This window comes from Micromonospora sp. RB23 (assembly GCF_053585025.1).
Window position 1 is genome coordinate 1,041,809 of record NZ_CM132111.1, and the last position, 19,177, is coordinate 1,060,985.

At 72.1% G+C, this 19,177-nt stretch carries 17 protein-coding genes and 1 tRNA gene; 14 read left to right on the forward strand and 4 right to left on the reverse strand.

All coding sequences use genetic code 11. The annotated features are described in order from the left end of the window. Positions 1-79: 79 nt before the first annotated feature. The gene (gene rsmI / locus ACTFTM_RS04860) at positions 80-919 is read left to right on the forward strand and encodes a 16S rRNA (cytidine(1402)-2'-O)-methyltransferase (protein ID WP_449564664.1); all 840 of its coding nucleotides are present in this window, start codon (positions 80-82) and stop codon (positions 917-919) included. Between the two features lie 10 nt (positions 920-929). Here rsmI and ACTFTM_RS04865 read toward each other — a convergent pair whose 3' ends face one another. Next, entirely contained in the window at positions 930-2,072 is a 1,143-nt protein-coding gene (locus ACTFTM_RS04865; RefSeq protein WP_449564665.1) for a hypothetical protein, read from the reverse strand. A 158-nt stretch (positions 2,073-2,230) separates the two neighbouring features. Between ACTFTM_RS04865 and metG the strand changes: the two genes are divergently transcribed. After that, entirely contained in the window at positions 2,231-4,033 is a 1,803-nt protein-coding gene (metG, locus tag ACTFTM_RS04870; protein ID WP_449564666.1) for a methionine--tRNA ligase, read from the forward strand. Positions 4,034-4,078: 45 nt separating this feature from the next. On the opposite strand, the gene ACTFTM_RS04875 is transcribed toward metG, so the two are convergent. Then, positions 4,079-5,326, reverse strand: a complete 1,248-nt coding sequence (locus ACTFTM_RS04875) for a hypothetical protein (protein ID WP_449564667.1) — start codon at positions 5,324-5,326, stop codon at positions 4,079-4,081. A gap of 76 nt (positions 5,327-5,402) precedes the next feature. On the opposite strand from ACTFTM_RS04875, the gene ACTFTM_RS04880 reads away from it, so the two are divergent. The 6 genes from ACTFTM_RS04880 (at position 5,403) to ACTFTM_RS04905 (ending at position 11,359) form a co-directional block, all read left to right on the forward strand. Then, the gene (locus tag ACTFTM_RS04880; RefSeq protein ID WP_449564668.1) at positions 5,403-6,302 is read left to right on the forward strand and encodes a TatD family hydrolase; all 900 of its coding nucleotides are present in this window, start codon (positions 5,403-5,405) and stop codon (positions 6,300-6,302) included. After that, a complete protein-coding gene (gene rsmA, locus ACTFTM_RS04885; RefSeq protein ID WP_449564669.1) occupies positions 6,296-7,165 on the forward strand; it encodes a 16S rRNA (adenine(1518)-N(6)/adenine(1519)-N(6))-dimethyltransferase RsmA in 870 nt (289 codons plus the stop codon). Before ACTFTM_RS04880 ends, rsmA begins: the two co-directional genes overlap by 7 nt. Positions 7,166-7,252: 87 nt before the next feature. Next, on the forward strand, positions 7,253-8,203 hold the full coding sequence (locus tag ACTFTM_RS04890; RefSeq protein ID WP_449564670.1) for a 4-(cytidine 5'-diphospho)-2-C-methyl-D-erythritol kinase: 951 nt from the start codon (positions 7,253-7,255) through the stop codon (positions 8,201-8,203). A gap of 108 nt (positions 8,204-8,311) precedes the next feature. After that, entirely contained in the window at positions 8,312-10,117 is a 1,806-nt protein-coding gene (locus ACTFTM_RS04895; RefSeq protein WP_449564671.1) for an ABC-F family ATP-binding cassette domain-containing protein, read from the forward strand. 101 nt (positions 10,118-10,218) lie between these two features. Continuing rightward, entirely contained in the window at positions 10,219-10,674 is a 456-nt protein-coding gene (locus ACTFTM_RS04900) for a DUF4383 domain-containing protein (RefSeq protein WP_449564672.1), read from the forward strand. Positions 10,675-10,882: 208 nt separating this feature from the next. Then, positions 10,883-11,359: a DUF4383 domain-containing protein gene (locus ACTFTM_RS04905; protein WP_449564673.1), complete on the forward strand. Its 477-nt coding sequence runs from the start codon at positions 10,883-10,885 to the stop codon at positions 11,357-11,359. 7 nt (positions 11,360-11,366) lie between these two features. On the opposite strand, the gene ACTFTM_RS04910 is transcribed toward ACTFTM_RS04905, so the two are convergent. Continuing rightward, on the reverse strand, positions 11,367-12,056 hold the full coding sequence (locus tag ACTFTM_RS04910) for a TetR family transcriptional regulator (RefSeq protein ID WP_449564674.1): 690 nt from the start codon (positions 12,054-12,056) through the stop codon (positions 11,367-11,369). A 222-nt stretch (positions 12,057-12,278) separates the two neighbouring features. Next, positions 12,279-13,244: an acyl-CoA desaturase gene (locus ACTFTM_RS04915; RefSeq protein WP_449564675.1), complete on the reverse strand. Its 966-nt coding sequence runs from the start codon at positions 13,242-13,244 to the stop codon at positions 12,279-12,281. Between the two features lie 428 nt (positions 13,245-13,672). Between ACTFTM_RS04915 and ACTFTM_RS04920 the strand changes: the two genes are divergently transcribed. The 6 genes from ACTFTM_RS04920 to ACTFTM_RS04945 all read left to right on the forward strand — a co-directional run bounded on the left by ACTFTM_RS04920 (position 13,673) and on the right by ACTFTM_RS04945 (position 19,127). Next, a tRNA-Gln gene (locus tag ACTFTM_RS04920) sits at positions 13,673-13,744 on the forward strand. A 110-nt stretch (positions 13,745-13,854) separates the two neighbouring features. Next, complete coding sequence (gene glmU, locus ACTFTM_RS04925; protein ID WP_449564676.1) at positions 13,855-15,441, forward strand: bifunctional UDP-N-acetylglucosamine diphosphorylase/glucosamine-1-phosphate N-acetyltransferase GlmU; 1,587 nt, start codon at positions 13,855-13,857, stop codon at positions 15,439-15,441. Positions 15,442-15,498: 57 nt separating this feature from the next. Further along, positions 15,499-16,479 (forward strand): ribose-phosphate diphosphokinase, encoded by a 981-nt coding sequence (locus ACTFTM_RS04930; RefSeq protein WP_433536949.1) that lies wholly within the window; start codon positions 15,499-15,501, stop codon positions 16,477-16,479. 311 nt (positions 16,480-16,790) lie between these two features. Continuing rightward, positions 16,791-17,480 carry a 50S ribosomal protein L25/general stress protein Ctc gene (locus tag ACTFTM_RS04935; protein WP_449564677.1) on the forward strand — a complete coding sequence of 230 codons (690 nt, stop codon included), beginning with the start codon at positions 16,791-16,793 and terminating at the stop codon, positions 17,478-17,480. A 90-nt stretch (positions 17,481-17,570) separates the two neighbouring features. Beyond that, positions 17,571-18,161, forward strand: a complete 591-nt coding sequence (pth, locus tag ACTFTM_RS04940) for an aminoacyl-tRNA hydrolase (protein WP_449564678.1) — start codon at positions 17,571-17,573, stop codon at positions 18,159-18,161. A gap of 135 nt (positions 18,162-18,296) precedes the next feature. Then, positions 18,297-19,127: an inositol monophosphatase family protein gene (locus ACTFTM_RS04945; RefSeq protein WP_449564679.1), complete on the forward strand. Its 831-nt coding sequence runs from the start codon at positions 18,297-18,299 to the stop codon at positions 19,125-19,127. The last annotated feature ends 50 nt before the right edge of the window (positions 19,128-19,177 follow it).

Here is a 19,177-nt window from a genome sequence, read left to right on the forward strand (position 1 = left end):
CTGCCAGGGTGTCCTGTGGCGCCCGTCGTCCCTGATACCGGTATTCGCTGTCGATGAAGGAGACGATGTCGTGGGTGAAATGTCCGAAGCTGGGCGCCTGATCCTGCTCGGTGCCCCGCTCGGCAACCCCGCCGACGCCTCGGTGCGGTTCCGGGAGGTGCTGGCCAGCGCCGACGTGGTGGCCGCCGAGGACACCCGACGCCTCACCCGCCTGGCCCGCGACCTCGACATCACCGTCGGAGGCCGCATCGTCTCCTACTTCGAGGGCAACGAGGAACGGCGTACGCCCGAACTCGTCGAGGTCATCCGCAACGGGTACGCGGTGGCACTGGTGACCGACGGCGGCATGCCGAGCGTCTCCGACCCGGGATACCGGCTGGTCCGGGCCGCGCTGGACGCCGGTGCGCCGGTCACCGTCGCGCCCGGGCCCAGCGCGGTGACCACCGCCCTCGCCGTCTCCGGCCTGCCCTGCGACCGGTTCTGCTTCGAGGGGTTCCTACCCCGGGCCGGAGGCGCCCGCCGGTCCCGGCTGCGGGCGCTCGCCGCCGAGGAGCGCACCCTCGTCTTCTTCGAGGCGCCGCACCGGATCGGCGCGGCGCTCACCGACCTGGCCGAGACGTTCGGCGCGGACCGGCCGGCCGCGCTCTGCCGGGAGCTGACCAAGACGTACGAGGAGGTGCTCCGCCGGCCCCTCGGTGACCTGGCCCGCTGGGCCTCGGAGACCGAGCCGCGCGGGGAGATCACCCTGGTGGTGGCCGGCGCGCCGGTGACCGCCGGGGAACGCCCCGACGACGACACCCTGCGGGCCGCGGTCGCCGAGCGCGAGGCCGCCGGACGGTCCCGCCGGGACGCCATCACCGATGTCGCCACCGAATACGCCCTACGCCGTCGCGAGGTCTACACCATCGTGCACAGCTGACCCGCCGCGCTCACCAGGCGGCGGCCAGGAAGCCGAGGGTGATCAGCGACGGACCGGCGAGCGCGGCGGCCACCGCCCACCGACGGTGTCGCCGGCCGGGCAGCCGGGCCGACCCGGTCCACCGGACGATGCCGGCGGCGCAGCCGAGCACCACCACCAGCCCGGGCAGCCAGCGCAGGTGCCGGCTCGCGCCGGTGTCGGCGTACGCGGTGCCGCCGTCCGGTCCGGTCATCCGGGCCCGGTGCGCGGCTCCCGGTGCGCCACCTCCGGCGGGTACGCCGCTGACACGTACGCCGTGCGCCAGGAACCGCCCCTCGTCCGCCGTGAAGATCCCCCGGCACCGCTGGGTGAGCCCTGCTCCGGTGCAGGTGTCGATCACCACTGTGCCGTCGCGCCCGTGCCCGACGGCGAGCCAGAACGGTGCCGCGCTGACCCAGGCGAAGAAGGCGATGACCAGGCTCAACAGCACCAGTACGGTCAGTCCGGACAGGGGGTCGGGCAGCGCGGTCGTCCGTGCCGCGCCCCGACGGTCCGTCGCCTGGGCCCGCGAACGGGGAGCGGGGTCGTCCCGGACCGGGGTGCCGTCCCAGTGCACCTCCTCGATCGGCGCCCAGAAGACACCGTCGTCCGGCGGCTCCTTCCCGTCCGGCCGGTACGCGTCCCGGCTGCGGCTCTGCTGACGGACCGGCACCCGACGCGGCACCGCGTCCACCGGCGCGCCGGTGGTCGGCTCCACCTCGACCGTCGCCGCCGCACCCGGGTCGCCATCCGCGCGCCCCGTGCTCCGGGCCGCCGCCGTCGAACCGGCCGGTGGCGTCCCGGCGGTCGGTCCCGGCGGGTGCGGCCGGGCCGGGCTGGGCGTGGGCGCCGTCGGGTTCGGGCGTGCCGGGGTCGGCGTCGGCGGCCGTGGGGTGGGGCTCGGCCGCGACGTGGCACCGGCACGTGGCACCGGGTCCGGCGCGGCACCCGGCCGTGGCGTCGGGCTCGGTCCGGGGTCCGGGCGTCCGGTGGCGGTCGGGTCGGCGGGCACCAGCCGGGGCTGGGGGGCGACCGCGCCGCCCCTCGCCGCCTCGGACGCCCTGGCGGGCTCGTCGCCGGCCGTCGACCCGGTGGGACGCTCGTCATGGTCCCGGGCCGCTCGTCTGCCAGTCACGACGTTCATTGCACACCGGTAGTGGGGGTCGAACGGGCAGGTGAACCGCGTGTCGGCGACAAATCGGACCAAAGGCCGAGGGGGTCGGCCCGGTCCGTCGACCCGCGACCCCCTATTGGTTCGCGGGCGCGCCGGACGGGTCACTAGGCTTGCTCCTCATGAGTCACGTTCTCGCGGCAGTGGCCTGGCCGTACGCCAACGGCCCCCGCCACATCGGCCACGTCTCCGGTTTCGGCGTTCCCTCCGACGTCTTCGCCCGGTACATGCGGATGGCCGGCCACGACGTGCTCATGGTCTCCGGCACCGACGAGCACGGCACCCCCATCCAGGTGCAGGCCGACGCCGACGGGGTCACCCCGCGCGAACTGGCCGACCGGTACAACAGGGTGATCGTGGAGGACCTGCACGGCCTCGGCCTCTCCTACGACCTGTTCACCCGCACCACCACCCGCAACCACTACGCCGTGGTGCAGGAGCTGTTCGAGGGGATGTACCGCAACGGCTACATCGTGCCCAAGACCACGATGGGCGCGATCTCGCCGTCCACCGGGCGCACCCTTCCCGACCGGTACATCGAGGGCACCTGCCCGATCTGCGGGTACGACAGCGCGCGCGGCGACCAGTGCGACAACTGCGGCAACCAGCTCGACCCGATCGACCTGATCAACCCGAAGTCGCGGATCAACGGTGAGACCCCGAAGTTCGTCGAGACCGAGCACTTCTTCCTGGACCTGCCCGCCCTGGCCGACGTGCTGCGGCAGTGGCTGGACAGCCGCCAGGGGTGGCGGCCCAACGTGCTGCGGTTCTCCCGCAACCTGCTCGACGACCTCCAGCCCCGGGCGATCACCCGCGACCTGGAGTGGGGCGTACCGATCCCGCTCGACGACTGGCGCGACCGCCCCGACAAGCGGATCTACGTCTGGTTCGACGCGGTGATCGGCTACCTGTCCGCCTCGATCGAGTGGGCCCGCCGCTCCGGCGACCCGGAGGCGTGGCGCAGGTGGTGGTCCGCCGACGGCCAGGGCAAGGATTCCCAGTCCTACTACTTCATGGGCAAGGACAACATCGTCTTCCACTCGGTGATCTGGCCGGCGCTGCTCTCCGGCTACTCCGGTGAGGGGTCCCGCGACGGTGAGCCGGGCGAGCTGGGCCGGCTCAACCTGCCCACCGAGGTGGTCTCCAGCGAGTACCTGACCATGGAGGGGCGCAAGTTCTCGTCGTCCCGCAAGGTGGTCATCTACGTCCGGGACTTCCTGGAGCGCTACGACGCCGACGCGCTGCGCTACTTCATCGCCGCGGCCGGCCCGGAGAGCAACGACACCGACTTCACCTGGGCCGAGTTCCTGCGTCGCAACAACGACGAGCTGGTCGCCGGCTGGGGCAACCTGGTCAACCGGTCCGTCTCGATGGCCGCGAAGAACTTCGGGGCGATCCCGCCGGTCGACCCGGCCGGGCTCACCGAGGCCGACGAGGCGCTGCTCGCCGTCGCCCGGGCCGGCTTCGACACGGTCGGTGACCTGATCGGCCGGCACCGGCAGAAGCAGGCCATCGGCGAGGCGATGCGGGTGGTCGCCGAGGCCAACAAATACCTTTCCGAGCAGGCGCCGTGGAAGCTCAAGGCCGAGGCCGACAAGCCCCGCCAGGGCACCATCCTGCACGTCGCCCTCCAGGTGGTCAGCGACGCCAACACGCTGCTCACCCCGTTCCTGCCGCACTCCGCGCAGCAGGTGCACGAGCTGCTCGGCGGCACCGGCGTGCACGCGCCGATGCCCGTCATCGAGCAGGTCGACGACCTGGACGGCGGCCCCGCGTACCCGGTGCTCACCGGGGACTACACGGTGGGCGCCCGCTGGGAGTCGGTGCCGGTCGAGACCGGCCGGCCGCTGGCCGCGCCGAAGCCGGTGTTCCGCAAGCTCGACCCGTCGATCGTCGACGAGGAGCTGGCCCGCCTGGCCGGCTGAGCGTCGGGCGGGGCGCGGCGGCGCACATCCTGCCGCCGCGCGCCGTCAGAGCGCGTAACGCGTGTCCATGACCTGGTCGTCGGTCACCTCGGCGCCCGGCGCCCAGGTCTCGTAGACACCCCGGTCGTGGCACTGCGCGCCGGTGTCGACCACCGCGTCCGGATCCGGGTGGCGCAGCCGCAACCGCAGCCAGCCGGCCTCCTCGCGCAGCACCAGGCACGGCACGCCCCGCCACGAGGCGAACCGGAGCCGGCGAGCCACCGCCTCCACCGGGTAGCGGGCCGCCCGGGTCATCGCCAACACCCGGAAACCCCCGGGCAGGTCCGCCACCGCCTCGTACTCCGTGTCGCCGTAGAGGCCGACGAGTTGGGTGGAGCGCGGGGCGTCGCCGGTCGGCACGAACTCCTGGTCGGGGGAGAGGCCCGGGACCGCGGCCAGCAGGTGCCGCCACTGCGGGCCCACCATCCGCAGCCACGCACGCTGCTCAGCCTGGTAGCTGTAGAGCACCACCTCCACCCCCTCGGCGGTGTACGCGAGTAGCGTCGCGTTCGCCGGCATCGGCAGGTCGGCGAAGTCCCGGGTCACGAACTCCGGAACGAGTTGGCCGTTGCTCGGCAGGAAACCGGTGCCCAGCACCGCGGGGCCCACGCGGTCCCGGGGCCGGAGCGCGGTCAGGCCCCGGTGCGCCTCGCCCACCGGCACGTCGTAGTCGCCCGGGTCCGCCGCCCGCCAGCGCAGCGCGTACGCCACCTCCGATCCGTCCCGCCCGACGTCCCCGTCGGTGCGCAGCACGGTGGTCGCCGCCGGCGTGCGCAGGTGCGCCACGTCGTGCTCCCGGTAGCAGAAGCCGTGCGGCAGCCAGCCCCGCACGTACCCGGCGAGCTGTCGCGCGGAGAGGATCTTCACCATCCGGGTGCCGCGCCGCACCACCGCCGAGGCGCGCACCGCGGCCAACACCGGGTCGCCCGCCGCCGATGGCTGCTGGCTGAGCTGGTGTACGTGTGACCAGCCGTGCTCCCGGTGCGCCGGCAGCATCAGCGGCGTCTCCGGTTCCTCGGCCGCCTCGACGGCCCCGTGCACCGCGTTCACCTCGGTGACGTGCACGAACCGCCGCCACGGCAGGGCGCTGTCCGGGCGGGACGCCCGTTCGAAGCCAGCCACCTCCTCGGCGCTGAACAGCTCGTACGCGGCGCCCCGGGCGATCTCCTCGGCCGGGTACACGCCGCCGCCGAACGCCACGCGCAACCCGGTCCGTTCGCCAGCGGCGTCGCGCGCGTGGGATGTGACGTCCATTGCCGCGACGGTAGAGTCGCGCGGCGTAGTCGAGGTGAACGTCGGGTGGCGGGCGGGTGGACGACGCCGGTGTGTGATGCTGTCGCTGATGACCGAGCCGACTGAAACCCGCCGCGAGCGTGCCGCCCGGCGGGCCGGAGAGTTCCCACCCGCCCCCGAGCCGCTGCCCCGGCCGGTGCTGGACAGCCACACCCACCTGGACATCACGGTGAGCGAGGCCGGTGTGCCGGGTGGCGGGCCGGCCGAGGAACCGGTCGCCGCGGCGATCGACCTGGCCGTCACCGTCGGGGTGGACCGGCTGGTCCAGGTCGGGGTGGACGTCGCCTCCTCGCGCTGGGGCGCGGACACCGCGGACGCGTACAAGGCGGTGCTGGCCACCGTGGCGCTGCACCCCAACGAGGCGCCCCGACTGCCCGACCTCGACGCGGCGCTGCGGGAGATCGAGTCGTTGGCCGCACGCGACCGGGTCCGGGGGATCGGCGAGACCGGAATGGATTTCTTCCGCACCGGCGACGAGGGCCGCGCCGCGCAGGAGGAGAGCTTCCGAGCCCACATCGCCGTCGCCAAGCGGTACGGCAAGACCCTGGTCATCCACGACCGGGACGCGCACGCGGACGTGCTGCGGATCCTCGACGACGAGGGCGCCCCGGACACGGTGGTGCTGCACTGCTTCTCCGGTGACGCCGAGTTCGCCCGCGAGTGCGTGCGCCGTGGCTACCTGCTCAGCTTCGCCGGCACCGTCACCTTCGGCAGCGCCACCGCCCTGCGCGAGGCCGCCGCGCTCACACCCCTGGACCAGATGCTGGTGGAGACCGACGCGCCCTACCTCACCCCGACGCCGCACCGGGGACGGCCGAACGCGTCGTACCTGATCCCGCTGACCGTCCGCGCCCTCGCCGCGACCACCGGCAGCGACCTGGACGAGCTCTGCGCGGCCATCTCCGCCAACGGCGACCGGGCCTTCGGCCCGTGGTGAGTCTCCTCGGCCCGGCGGAGATCCGGGAACTCGCCACCCGGTTGGGCGTCGCGCCCACCAAGAAGCTGGGTCAGAACTTCGTCCACGACCCGAACACCGTCCGCCGGATCGTCACGGCCGCCGGCCTGACGCCCGACGACGTGGCCCTGGAGGTCGGTCCCGGTCTCGGCTCGCTCACCCTGGGACTGCTGCCGGTCGCGGGGCACGTGCACGCCGTGGAGATCGACCCCACGCTCGCCGGCGCGCTACCGGAGACCGCCGCCCGACACGCCGGAGCGGACGCCGACCGGCTCACCGTGCACCGCGCCGACGCGCTGCGGGTCACCGCCGCGGAGCTGGACGGCCCGCCGCCGACCGCGCTGGTCGCGAACCTGCCCTACAACGTCGCCGTGCCGGTGGTGCTGCATCTGCTCGCCGAGCTGCCCACCCTGCGGCACGGGCTGGTCATGGTGCAGAAAGAGGTCGCCGACCGGCTCGTCGCCGGTCCCGGCTCCAAGGTGTACGGCATCCCGTCGGTCAAGCTCGCCTGGTACGCCGACGCGCGCGGCGCCGGGCGGGTGCCGCCGAACGTGTTCTGGCCGGTCCCCAACGTCGACTCCGGTCTGGTCGCCTTCACCTGCCATGAGCCACCCCGCCCCGACGTACCCCGGGAGCGGGTCTTCGCCGTGGTGGACGCGGCGTTCGCGCAACGCCGCAAGACCCTGCGCGCGGCGCTCGCCGGCTGGGCCGGCGGCCCGGACCGGGCCGAGGCCGCCCTCACCGCCGCCGGCGTCGACCCCGGCGCCCGTGGCGAGTCGCTGACCGTGGAGCAGTTCGCGGCCATCGCCGCGTCGGCTCCGGTCGGTACGCCGGCCGCGAAGTAGGCTGACGCCCGTGCCCGCCCAGGACGCCGAGGAGCTGATCGTGGCCAAGCCGTTCGACATCCGCCTGCACGTGCGGGACCTCATCCCGTGACCGAGGCCTGGCGACCGGACGACGAGGACGAGCGACGCGGGGCCGTCGGCCCGGTGCGGGTACGGGTACCCGCCAAGGTCAACCTGCACCTCGGGGTGGGGCCGCTGCGGCGCGACGGCTACCACGAGCTGAACACCGTCTACCACGCGATCTCCATCTACGACGAGCTGACGGCCCGCCGGGGCGACACCCTCGCCCTGACCATGGAGGGCGAGGGCACCGGCGAACTGGCGCTTGACGACTCCAACCTGGTGATCCGCGCGGCACACGCCCTGGCCGGGTACGCCGGTGTCATGCCGCACGCCCGTCTGCACCTGCGCAAGCAGATCCCCCTCGCCGGGGGGTTGGCCGGCGGCAGCGCCGACGCGGCCGCCGCGCTGGTGGCCTGCGACGCGCTCTGGGGCACCGGCCTGTCCCGCGACGAGCTGGCCGGGATCGCCGCCGACCTCGGCTCGGACGTGCCGTTCCTCATCTACGGGGGCACCGCGCTGGGCACCGGACGCGGCGAGGCGGTCAGCCCGGTGCTGGCCCGGCCCACCTCATGGCACTGGGTGGTGGCCATCGCCGACGGGGGCCTGTCCACCCCGGCCGCGTACCGGGAACTGGACCGGCTGCGCGATTCCGGCACGGCCGGTGCGCCGCTGGGCAGCACCGACGCGTTGCTGGGCGCGCTGCGCCAGCGCGATCCGCGGGTCCTCGCCCGTACCCTCGGCAACGACCTCCAGGACGCGGCGCTGGCCATGCGCCCCGCGCTGGCCGACACCCTCAAGGCCGGCGAGGCGGCCGGCGCGCTCACCGGCATCGTCTCCGGCTCCGGCCCGACCTGTGTCTTCCTCGCCGCCGACGCCGCCGACGCCGAACGGATCGCCGCCGAGCTGACCAGTGCCGGGGTGTGCCGGGAGGCACGGGTCGCACACGGGCCGGTGGCGGGCGCGCGCGTCGTCTGACGTCGCTGGCCCGCGCGGCGTGGGGGGTCCGGACGTCCGCGTACCCTTGAGTCAGGCGTCCCGAGGTGCCCGCCGGCACCCGGACGCCTTGATCTTGAAGGGTGGAACGTGGCCAACATCGTCAATCTGGACCGGGTGTCCAAGGGGTACGGCGCCGCCGGTCGGCTCCTCACGGACGTCTCGCTCGGCCTGGACGACGCCGACCGGATCGGTGTGGTCGGCCTCAACGGCGCCGGCAAGTCCACCCTGCTGCGCCTGCTCACCAAGCAGGAGGACCCCGACGACGGCCGGGTCACCCACCGCCGCGACCTGCGTGTGCTCTGGCTGCCGCAACAGCTCACCCTCGCCCCCGACGCCACCGTCCGGGACGTCGTGCTCGGCACCGCGTGGCTCGTCGAGGGCATGGGCGCCGAACACGAGTGGGCCGGCGACGCCGGCGTCCGCAACATCCTCGACGGCCTCGGCATGCCGCACCTCGGCCTCGACCAGCCCGTCGGCCCGATGTCCGGTGGCGAACGGCGACGCGTGGCGCTGGCCGCACTGCTCGTCCGCGACTCGGACCTGCTGATCCTCGACGAGCCCACCAACCACCTGGACGTGGGCGGTGTCGACTGGCTGGCCCGGCACCTCGTCGGCCGCAAGGGCGCCCTCGTCGTGGTCACCCACGACCGCTGGTTCCTGGACGCCGTCTGCACCACCACCTGGGAGGTCGCCGACCAGACCGTCCGGGCGTACGAGGGCGGCTTCGCCGCCTGGATCCTCGCCCGCGCGGAGCGCGAGCGGGTCGCCGCCGCCACCGAGGCCCGCCGGCAGAACCTGCTCCGCAAGGAGATCGCCTGGCTGCGGCGTGGCCCGCCCGCCCGCACCTCCAAGCCGCAGTTCCGCATCGACGCCGCCAACGCGCTGATCGCCGACGTGCCGCCGGCCCGCGACACCATGTCGTTGCAGCGCATGGCCGTCTCCCGACTCGGCAAGCAGGTGTACGAGCTGACGGACGTCGAGCTGCACGCCGGGCCGAAGGAGATCCTGCGCGACGTCACCTGGCTGGTCGGCCCCGGTGACCGGATCGCCATCCTCGGTGCCAACGGCGCCGGCAAGACCACGCTGCTGCGGATGCTCGCCGGCATCACCCGGCCCGACGGTGGCCGCCTCGCCACCGGCTCCACCGTCCGGCCGGCGTTCCTGTCCCAGGAACTCGCCGAGCTGCCCGGGCACCTGCGGGTCCTCGAAGCCGTGGAGGAGGTCGCCCGCCGCGTCCAGCTCGGCGACCGGGAGGTCTCCGCCGCGCAGCTCGCCGAGGTCTTCGGCTTCGACGACCGCCGGCTCTGGACGCCCGTCAGCGACCTCTCCGGCGGTGAGCGTCGCCGGTTGCAGATGCTGCGGCTGCTCGCCGGCGAGCCCAACGTGCTGCTCTTCGACGAGCCCACCAACGACCTGGACACCGACACTCTCGCCGCGCTCGAAGACCTGCTCGACTCGTGGCCCGGCACGATCATCGTGGCCAGCCACGACCGCTACCTCATCGAACGCGTCACCGACACCGCGTACGGGATGTTCGGCGACGGTCGGCTGGTGCACCTGCCCGGTGGCGTCGACGAGTACCTCGCCCGGACCGCGGAGCGGGCCGGCGTCACCCGGGCGGGCGGCGCCCCCGCCGCCGCACCCACCGGCCCGGCCACGAGCGGCATGTCCGCCGCCGAGGTGCGCCAGGCCCGCAAGGAGCTGACCCGCCTCGAACGGCAACTCGGCAAGCTCGACCAGCGCGAGGCGACCCTGCTCGACCAACTCGCCGCCGACGCCACCGACTACGCCCGGGTCGCCGAGCTGGACACCCAGCTCAAGGATCTGCGTGCCGAACGGGAACGGATCGAGGAGAGCTGGATGACCCTCGCCGAGGAGATACCCGAGGGCTGACCCGCCCGGACACGGCGGCGCGGGGCCGTGTGCGGCGTCACACCGGCGCATGCGGGACAATCATCGGCGACACCTCACCCCACGGCGTTGGAGACCCAGACATGGCCCACACCCCCATCAACCACCCCGCGCGGCCGATCTACCGGGCGATCGGCGGGCTGACCGGTCTGTACCTGGTGGTCTTCGGCGTGCTCGGCATCATCGCCAGCGCCGGCAACGAGGTCCTCGCCCAGGACGACACGAAGGTCCTCGGCCAGGGCACCAACCTCGGCTTCTCGCTGCTCTGCGCGCTGCTCGGGCTCGTCGTCCTGGTCGGCACCGCGCTCGGCCGCAACATCGACGTGGCGGTCAACCAGTGGATGGCGTACGCCCTGATGGTGATCGGCCTCGGCGGCCTCGCGTTCATCCGTACCGACGCCAACATCTTCAACTTCACCGTCGTCACGGTGATCGTGCTGCTGTCGGCCTCCCTGGTGCTGCTCATGGCCGGCATGTACGGCAAGGTCGGCACTGACGAGGAGGCGGAGGCGTTCCAGAAGGCTCGGCTCGTTCTCTGAGTTCTTCTTGGTTTCGGCCGTGGGTTTTCGCCGGAGCCCGAGCTGCTCCGGGCGGTCAGGCTTGATCCCTGCGCAGCTCGGGCTCCGGCGAAAACCTGACCTGGTCCAGCCCTCCCGGGCGGACCGCAACCGTCGGTGGTTCGCCTGACATGCCCGTTTTCTTGGGCGACAATTCCCCTGAATCAGTCACGTCAGGGGGGTCTCGGGTATGCCGCACTTTCCGGTCAACCATCCGGCACGGCCGCTCTACCGGGTGCTCTCCGGGCTGATCGGCGTGTACATCCTGGTCTTCGGCGTCTGGGGTGTCGCCGAGACGATCGGTGACCCGCTCTTCGCCCGCAGCAGCACCTGGGCCCTCGGTTTACGGACGAACCTGGCCTTCTCGCTCGCCTCCGTGGTCTTCGGAGTCGTGCTGATCATCGGGGCGTCCCGGCGCACCAACCTCGGCCACTACATGAACCTCACCGCCGGCGTGGTGTTCCTGGCGACCAGCATCCTCATGATGTCCGTGCTGCAGACCGACGCGAACTTCCTCAACTTCTCGATGTCGACCGTGATCGTGTCGATGCTGTTCGGCCTGGTTCTGCTCGGCACCGGCCTCTACGACAAAGTCGGCCCGTCGGAGCACGCCGAGGCGGAGCTGGAGCGCCGCAAACATCCGGTGGCCGACGCGCACCGGAGCTGAACCGGGGTCAGCGCCGGCGGGCGGTGATCAGGGTGGGCTTCGCCTCCAGGTGCGACAACCCGTTCCACGCCATGTTGACCAGGTGCGCCGCCACCGTCTCCTTGCGCGGCTTGCGCACCTCCAGCCACCAGCGGCCGGTCAACGCGACCATGCCCACCAGCGCCTGCGAGTAGAGTTCGGCGAGCTTCGGGTCGTACCCCCGGCTCTTGAACTCGGCGCCCAGGATGTGCTCGACCTGGTGGGCGACGTCGTTCATCACGCTGCTGAACGTGGCCGTGCCGGACATCAGCGGCGACTCGCGGACCAGTACCCGGAACCCGCTCGTCTCCTCCTCGATGTACCCCAGCAGGGCCATCGCCGCCTGCTCCAACAACTCCCGCGGATGCCCCGCCGTCAGCGCTGTGGTGATCCGGTCCAGCAGGGCCCGGACCTCCCGGTCGACCACGACCGCGTAGAGCCCCTCCTTGCCACCGAAGTGCTCGTACACCACCGGCTTGGAGACCTTGGCCCGGGCCGCCACCTCCTCGATCGAGGTGGCGTCGAAACCACGCTCGGCGAACAGTTGCCGACCGATCGCGATCAACTGCTCCCGACGCTGCGCCGCCGACATCCGTACCCGAGAGGTGGGTTTGGGTTTCGCCGTCGCCGGGGCCGGCGGTGGCCGCCGGCCGGCCGGCTCGTCACTCACCTCGGGCATGTCATCGCCTCGCTGGCGCTCGGTCCCGCCCTGCCGTGGAATGGTGTCCCCGCTGTGCCCGTTCACGTCGTCGCCTCACTGGCGGGCGGACCGACCGCCCTGCCGTGCCGTGCGACCAAACCCGGATCGGGCCCGGCCCTCGTCCGCCGAGCCGTCCGGTCCCCCCGCGTCGCTCGGTCATCCGGCCATCCTGCCAGGCGACCCGCCGTGGCACCGCCCGGTTTACCGGGGTGCGACCGGCTTCACGAGCTTGGCCGCGAGGCGTTCGGGCTTCGGCCAGCGCACCTGCGACGCCGCACCGACCTTCTCGAACAACCAGATCACCCGGGCCGAGATGTCCACCTGACCCCGCAGCACACCGTGCCGCGCGCTGGTCGGGTCGGCGTGGTGCAGGTTGTGCCAGCTCTCACCGAACGACAGGATCGCCAGTGGCCAGAAGTTCGACGCGCGGTCGCCCTGACGCATCGCGAACGGACGCTCGCCGTACACGTGGCAAACCGAGTTGATGGCCCACGTGACGTGGTGCAGAAGGCCGATCCGGACCAGCCCGGCCCAGAAGAAGGCGGTGAGCGCGCCCTGCCACGACCAGGTCACCAGACCTCCCAGCAGCGCCGGGCCGAGCAACGAGACGGCCACCAGCGCGGGGAAGAGCCGGTCCACCCGGCTGATGTCCCGGTCGGCGATCAGGTCCGGAGCGAAACGCTCCCGGTTGGACAACTCGCGACGGAACAGCCAGCCCACGTGGGCGTGGAACAGGCCCCGGGTCAGTGCCCAGACGCTGGTGCCGAAGCGCCACGGCGAGTGCGGGTCACCCTCCAGATCGGAGAACGCGTGGTGCCGCCGGTGGTCGGCCACCCACTGGATGATCTCGCCCTGCACCGCCAGCGAACCCGCGACCGCCAGGGTCACCCGCAGCCACCGCTTGGCCTTGAAGGAGCCGTGCGTGAAGTAGCGGTGGAAACCCACCGTGATGCCGAGCCCGGAGACCACGTACCAGACCAGGCCGATGATCACGTCGCTCCAGCCCAGCCAGCCGCCCCAGGCGACGGGCACGGCGACCAGCAGCGCGACGAAGGGGATCACGACGAACGCCCACAGGGCAGCCAGAATCCCGGAGGACTGGGTGCCGTCGGTGAGCGGTTTCGGGCCGGAGCCGGTGGTGTTGGGTTCGAGCACGGTGGTGGACATGGCACCTCGCAGAGGGACGGGGAAAAGATCACTAACCTACGCCTACGTCACCGTAACTTACGGTCCGGTAGATCGCACGAGGAACTTTCGAAGAATCGTCGTACGAGCGTGCGAACCTGCTGGTCAGGGTCGGTGTTAAGCGCCGCCAAGGTGCGCTCTCCCGGCGCACGAATCCAGGCTCGCTGCGGCACCCGGGGTGGCCGTCTTCGGCGCCTGCCGCCGGGGGCGCCGGAGCCGACACCGACCGCCACGACGCCGACGACGACTATCGCCGCTCTCCGGTGACCGAGGTTCCCAGGTCATGGCGTCCGTGCTGAAGGATCGAGGGGATCATGAAGGGCATGAGTGCTGGCGCCGGCGAGGTCGGGCGTTAAGGTGTAGCGGCGGGATGCGGGCATCCTGCCGCGTCGACCTCCATGACGATGCGATCGGCCGTGGTGTAATTGGCAACACCCGGGTCTTTGGTACCCGTATTTCAGGTTCGAACCCTGGCGGCCGAGCTATCCCCATAAGTCCGCTTTAGGTTCTCCTGGGGGTAAGAGGGAACCGTGCCGGGCCTCGTGGTTAGCATGGCCGCGAGAGTGTCCGCCGTCCCGACGGGAGCCACGTCGTGCCCCAGCCCCACCTTCGTACCGTCGTCGTACTCGCCGCCGGTGAGGGCAAGCGGATGAAGTCGACACTGCCCAAGGTGCTGCACCCCCTGCTCGGTCGTACCCTGCTGGGCCACGTGTTGAGCGCGGCAGCGCCGCTGGGCGCCGACCGCACCGTCGTCGTGGTGGGTCACGGCGCCGACCAGGTTCGTGCCCACCTCACCGAGATCGCCCCCGACGCCACGCCCGTGCTCCAGGCCGAGCAGCTCGGCACGGGGCACGCCGTGCGAATCGCGTTGGACGCCGTGCCGGAGGGCGCCGGCACGGTCGTGGTGATCAACGGAGACGTGCCACTGCTGCGCCCGGAGACGGTCGGCGCGCTGGTGACCGCGCACGAGGAGGCCGCCGCGGCGGCCACCGTGCTGGCCGCCGAGGTGCCCGACCCGACCGGGCTGGGCCGGATCGTCCGGGACGCCGACGGCCGGCTGGAGCAGATCGTCGAGGAGCGCGACGCCGACGCGGCACAGCGCGACATCCGCGAGATCAACGCCGGCATCTACGCCTTCGACGCGGCCCGGCTGCGCGACGCGTTGGGCAAGCTGTCCACGGACAACGACCAGGGCGAGGAGTACCTGACCGACGTGTTCGGGCTGCTCCGCTCGGCCGGCGAGCCGGTCGCGGTGCACGTGGCCGTCGATCACGTCGAGACGCTGGGCTGCAACGACCGGGTGGAGTTGGCGTCGCTGCGCCGGCTGCTGCGCGACCGGGTCAACGAGGCGTGGATGCGTACCGGGGTGAGCCTGCTCGACCCGGTGACCACCTGGATCGACGTGACGGTGGCGCTGGACCGGGACGCGGTCGTCGACCAGAACACCCAGCTGCGCGGCGCCACGGTGGTCGGCGCGGGCGCGCTGGTCGGGCCGGACGTCACGCTGATCGACACGGTCGTCGGGCCGGGCGCATCGGTGGTACGCAGCCACGCGGTCGGCGCCGAGGTGGGTGCGGGCGCGAGCGTGGGGCCGTACGCGTACCTGCGGCCCGCCGCGCGCCTCGCCGACAAGGCCAAGGTCGGCACGTTCGTCGAGGTGAAGAACTCCGAGATCGGGGCGGGCTCGAAGGTGCCGCACCTGACCTACGTCGGTGACGCGACGATCGGCGAGCAGAGCAACATCGGCGCGGCGTCGGTCTTCGTGAACTACGACGGGGTCAACAAGCACCGTACGGTGATCGGCAGCCACGCCCGGACGGGCGCGGACAACATGTTCGTGGCGCCGGTCGAGGTGGGCGACGGCGCGTACACGGCGGCCGGTTCGGTGATCGTCGACGACGTGCCGCCGGGCGCGATGGGCGTCGCCCGCGCGCGGCAGCGCAACATCGAGGGCTGGGTGGTCATGCGGCGGGCCGGCACGGCGGCGGCCGAGGCCGCGCAGCGTGCCCGCGATGCGCAGGGTGCGCAGCCGGGCGGCGACGGGAAGGGTGCGCAGCCGTCCAGCGACGCGAAGGGTGCGTCGGAGGCGGCCGGTACCGCAAGTGACAGTGAGGCAATGCACGGGCGGGCCGAGACGGTGGGCGGTGCGTCCGGCGCGGGAGATACTGCAACCGAATAGTCCCCGACCCACCACCACCGGGCCGGGTACCGCCGACAAACGGGAGCAGACGGGCCCATGGGCAGCATCGTCGCCGAAAACCGCAAGAGCCTGATGCTCTTCTCCGGACGGGGTTTCCCGGAGTTGGCCAAGGAGATCGGCGAGGTGCTCGGCGTGGCACCGACGCCGGCTGACGCGTACGAGTTCGCCAACGGTGAGATCTTCGTACGGTTCAAGGATTCGGTGCGTGGTTCGGACGCCTTCGTGGTGCAGTCCGTGACGCACGGGGTGAACACCTGGGTCATGGAGACCCTGATCATGGTTGACGCGTTGAAGCGGGGTTCGGCGAAGCGGATCACCGTGGTGCTGCCGTTCTACCCGTACGCGCGGCAGGACAAGAAGCACCGTGGTCGGGAGCCGATCTCGGCCCGCCTGGTGGCGGATCTGCTGAAGACCGCCGGCGCCAACCGGATCCTGACGGTCGACCTGCACACCGCGCAGATCCAGGGCTTCTTCGACGGGCCGGTGGATCATCTCTTCGCGATGGACGTGCTCGCCGAGTACGTGGAGCACAAGTACGCGGGCCGGCCGATGACCGTGGTGGCGCCGGATTCGGGCCGGGTACGGGTGGCCGAGCGGTGGACCGACCGGCTGGGCGGTTGCCCGTTGGCGTTCATCCACAAGACGCGTGACCCGATGAAGCCGAACCAGGTGGTGGCGAACCGGGTGGTCGGTGAGGTGGAGGGTCGGGTCTGCCTGATCGTCGACGACATGATCGACACCGGTGGGACGATCACGAAGGCGGCGGACATCCTCAAGGAGTCGGGGGCGGCGGAGATCGTGGTGGCGTCCACCCACGCGCTGCTGTCCGACCCGGCCACGGAGCGGTTGAAGAACAGCCCGATCAGCGAGGTCGTGGTGACCAACACGTTGCCGTTGCCGCCGGAGAAGCAGCTCGACAAGTTGACCGTGTTGTCGATCGCGCCGCTGCTGGCGCGGGCGATCCGGGAGGTGTTCGACGACGGCTCGGTGACCACCCTCTTCGGTGGTCTGAGCTGAACGTCGCCGGGAGCGACGGGCAGGGCTGACAAACTGGTCGAAACGGGCTGATTCGCTGGCGGGAACCATCGTCGGCGAATCAGCCTGGCGCCGTGACCGGGGACTGCCGGAAACCTGGGAATTGGCTCGGGTAGACTGGTGCGGTTGCCACGGCGAGGGTGCCCGGCGGGCCGCTGAAAAGCGCCGCACGGAGGCACCGTCATCGACGCGGTGCTCCGGGCAGTCGTTCATGACGCATGAGCCCCAGCGAGCCCCTCGCCCCAGCACCGCCAGACGACAAGCCGCCGCAGCGAAGCATCAGGAGTTTCCCCGTGTCCGAGGTAAAGATCAGCGCCGAGCCCCGCACCGAGTTCGGCAAGGGTGGTGCCCGTCGTACCCGCCGGGCCGGCAAGGTGCCCGCCGTGCTGTACGGCCACGGCGAGAAGCCCAAGCACATCGCGCTGCCGTCGCGGGAGTTCGCCGCCGCGATCCGCAAGGGTGGCGCCAACCAGCTCTTCGCGATCGACATCACCGACGGCACCCAGGTGCTGGCGCTGCCGAAGGCGATCCAGCGGGACCCGATCAAGGACACCTTCGAGCACGTCGACCTGCTCCTGGTCCGCCGTGGCGAGAAGGTCACCGTCGAGGTTCCGGTCCAGCTGACCGGTGAGGCCGCGAAGGACACCCTGATCGTGCACGACCACGACACCCTCTCGGTGACCGCCGACGCCACCAGGGTGCCGGACCACCTGGAGGCCTCGATCGAGGGCGCCGAGGCGGGCACCACGATCACCGCCGCCGACGTCGAGCTGCCCTCCGGCGTGGAGCTGGCCGCCGACTCGGAGCTGCCGGTCGCCTCCGTGACCGCCGCGCCGACGGCGGAGCAGCTCGAGGCGACGCTGCCCGAGGTCGAGACGGCCACCGAGGAGGCCGAGGCCGAGGTCGGCGAGACCACCGAGGGCTCCGAGGGCGCGGACGCCGCCGAGGGCGACGAGGCCACCGAGGCGCGCACCGAGGCCTGATCGGTTCGTACCGTGCGACAGGCGCTCCCGAGCATCGGGGGCGCCTGTCGGCGTATCGGGAGTCGGTGAAGACGTCGGGAGGGGCGGGTCGTGACGGACGAGGCAGGGCCGTGGCTGGTGGTCGGCCTGGGTAACCCGGGCCGGGAGTACGCCGGGAACCGGCACAACGTCGGGTTCATGGTGGCCGAGCTGCTGGCGGGGCGGGTCGGCGCGCGGTTCGGTCGGCACAAGCGGGCGGTGGCCGAGGTCGCCGAGGGTCGGCTGGGGTTCGGTGGGCCGAAGCTGGTGCTGGTGAAGCCACTGACGTACATGAACCTGTCCGGTGGACCGGTGGCGGCGCTGGCGCAGTTCTACAAGGTGCCACCGGCGCAGGTGGTCGCTGTGCACGACGAGTTGGACATCGATTTCGGCCAGGTGCGGATCAAGTTCGGCGGCGGCGAGGGCGGCCACAACGGCCTGCGCTCAATGTCGAAGTCGCTGGGCACGAAGGACTACGCCCGGGTGCGGTTCGGGGTGGGGCGCCCGCCGGGGCGGCAGGACCCGGCGGATTTCGTACTGTCGGATTTCGGCGCGGCGGAGCGTAAGGAGCTCGATTTCCTGGTGGACCGGGCCGCCGACGTGGTGGAGTCGGTGATCGTCAAGGGCGTGGAGCCGACGCAGAACCTGTATCACGGGGGTTGAGTCGGGCGGTGCGTACCGGATTGGAAACGCCGGGCCGGTAGTCTGCGCCTTTCGGCGTGCCGTGACCGGCGACGCGGGTCGCGGCCGATCGGTGCGTGCGGGCACGGGCCGCGGCGAGGCGACGGGAGCGGGCAGATGGGCAGTCCTCCGATGATCGACGGGGCGTTCGCCCGGTGGTTGGCCTCCCGGGCCGGTCAGGCTCTGCTGGACCTGCGTACGGAGTTGGGCTTCACGGACACCGGGGCGCTGAAGTCGGCCGGGGACAAGGTGTCGCACGATCTGATCCGCACGGAGTTGGCGCGGTGGCGTCCCGGGGACGCGGTGCTCTCCGAGGAGGACGAGGGCTCGCGGTTGGCCTGGGCGGCGGAGGTGAACGCGGGGGCGGTGTCCCGGCTGACCGCGGACCGCGTCTGGATCATCGATCCGTTGGACGGCACCCGGGAGTTCGCCGAGGAGGGCCGCTCGGACTGGGCGGTGCACGTGGCGCTCTGGGCGCGGAACGCGCCGAGCCCGCACGGGCTGGTCGCCGGTGCCGTGGGTCTGCCGGCGCAGCACCGTGTGCTCGGCACCGACTATCCGCCGGCGTACCCACCGATGACGGTCGAGGCGGCGACCGCCGGCGAGCGCAAGATCCGTCTGGCGGCGAGTCGGAGTCGGCCGCCGGTGTTCCTCACCGACCTGGCCGAGGACGTGGGCGCGCATCTGGTGCCGATGGGTTCCGCCGGAGCGAAGATCGCCGCGGTGGTGACCGGCGAGGTGGACGCGTACATCCATGCCGGCGGGCAGTACGAGTGGGACTCGGCGGCGCCGGTGGCTGTGGCGACGGCCACCGGACTGCACGCTTCCCGGATCGACGGTTCTGCGCTTCGATACAACGAGGCGGATCCGCGCCTGCCGGACCTGCTGGTCTGTCGCAAGGATCTCGCCAGCCGGTTGCTTGCAGCGCTGCAGAGGCATTCCGGGTAGCCTGAGCGCACTTCTTGACATGTCCGACCGGAAAGGTCTGGAAATCGGAT

Coding starts and splice junctions, on each gene's coding strand:
- ACTFTM_RS04915 (WP_449564675.1), bottom strand. CDS start 13,244: ATGTCCACCACCGTGCTCGAACCCAACACCACCGGCTCCGGCCCGAAA.
- ACTFTM_RS04910 (WP_449564674.1), bottom strand. CDS start 12,056: ATGCCCGAGGTGAGTGACGAGCCGGCCGGCCGGCGGCCACCGCCGGCC.
- metG (WP_449564666.1), top strand. CDS start 2,231: ATGAGTCACGTTCTCGCGGCAGTGGCCTGGCCGTACGCCAACGGCCCC.
- ACTFTM_RS04880 (WP_449564668.1), top strand. CDS start 5,403: ATGCTGTCGCTGATGACCGAGCCGACTGAAACCCGCCGCGAGCGTGCC.
- ACTFTM_RS04945 (WP_449564679.1), top strand. CDS start 18,297: ATGGGCAGTCCTCCGATGATCGACGGGGCGTTCGCCCGGTGGTTGGCC.
- ACTFTM_RS04900 (WP_449564672.1), top strand. CDS start 10,219: ATGGCCCACACCCCCATCAACCACCCCGCGCGGCCGATCTACCGGGCG.
- ACTFTM_RS04875 (WP_449564667.1), bottom strand. CDS start 5,326: ATGGACGTCACATCCCACGCGCGCGACGCCGCTGGCGAACGGACCGGG.
- rsmI (WP_449564664.1), top strand. CDS start 80: ATGTCCGAAGCTGGGCGCCTGATCCTGCTCGGTGCCCCGCTCGGCAAC.
- ACTFTM_RS04930 (WP_433536949.1), top strand. CDS start 15,499: ATGGGCAGCATCGTCGCCGAAAACCGCAAGAGCCTGATGCTCTTCTCC.
- ACTFTM_RS04905 (WP_449564673.1), top strand. CDS start 10,883: ATGCCGCACTTTCCGGTCAACCATCCGGCACGGCCGCTCTACCGGGTG.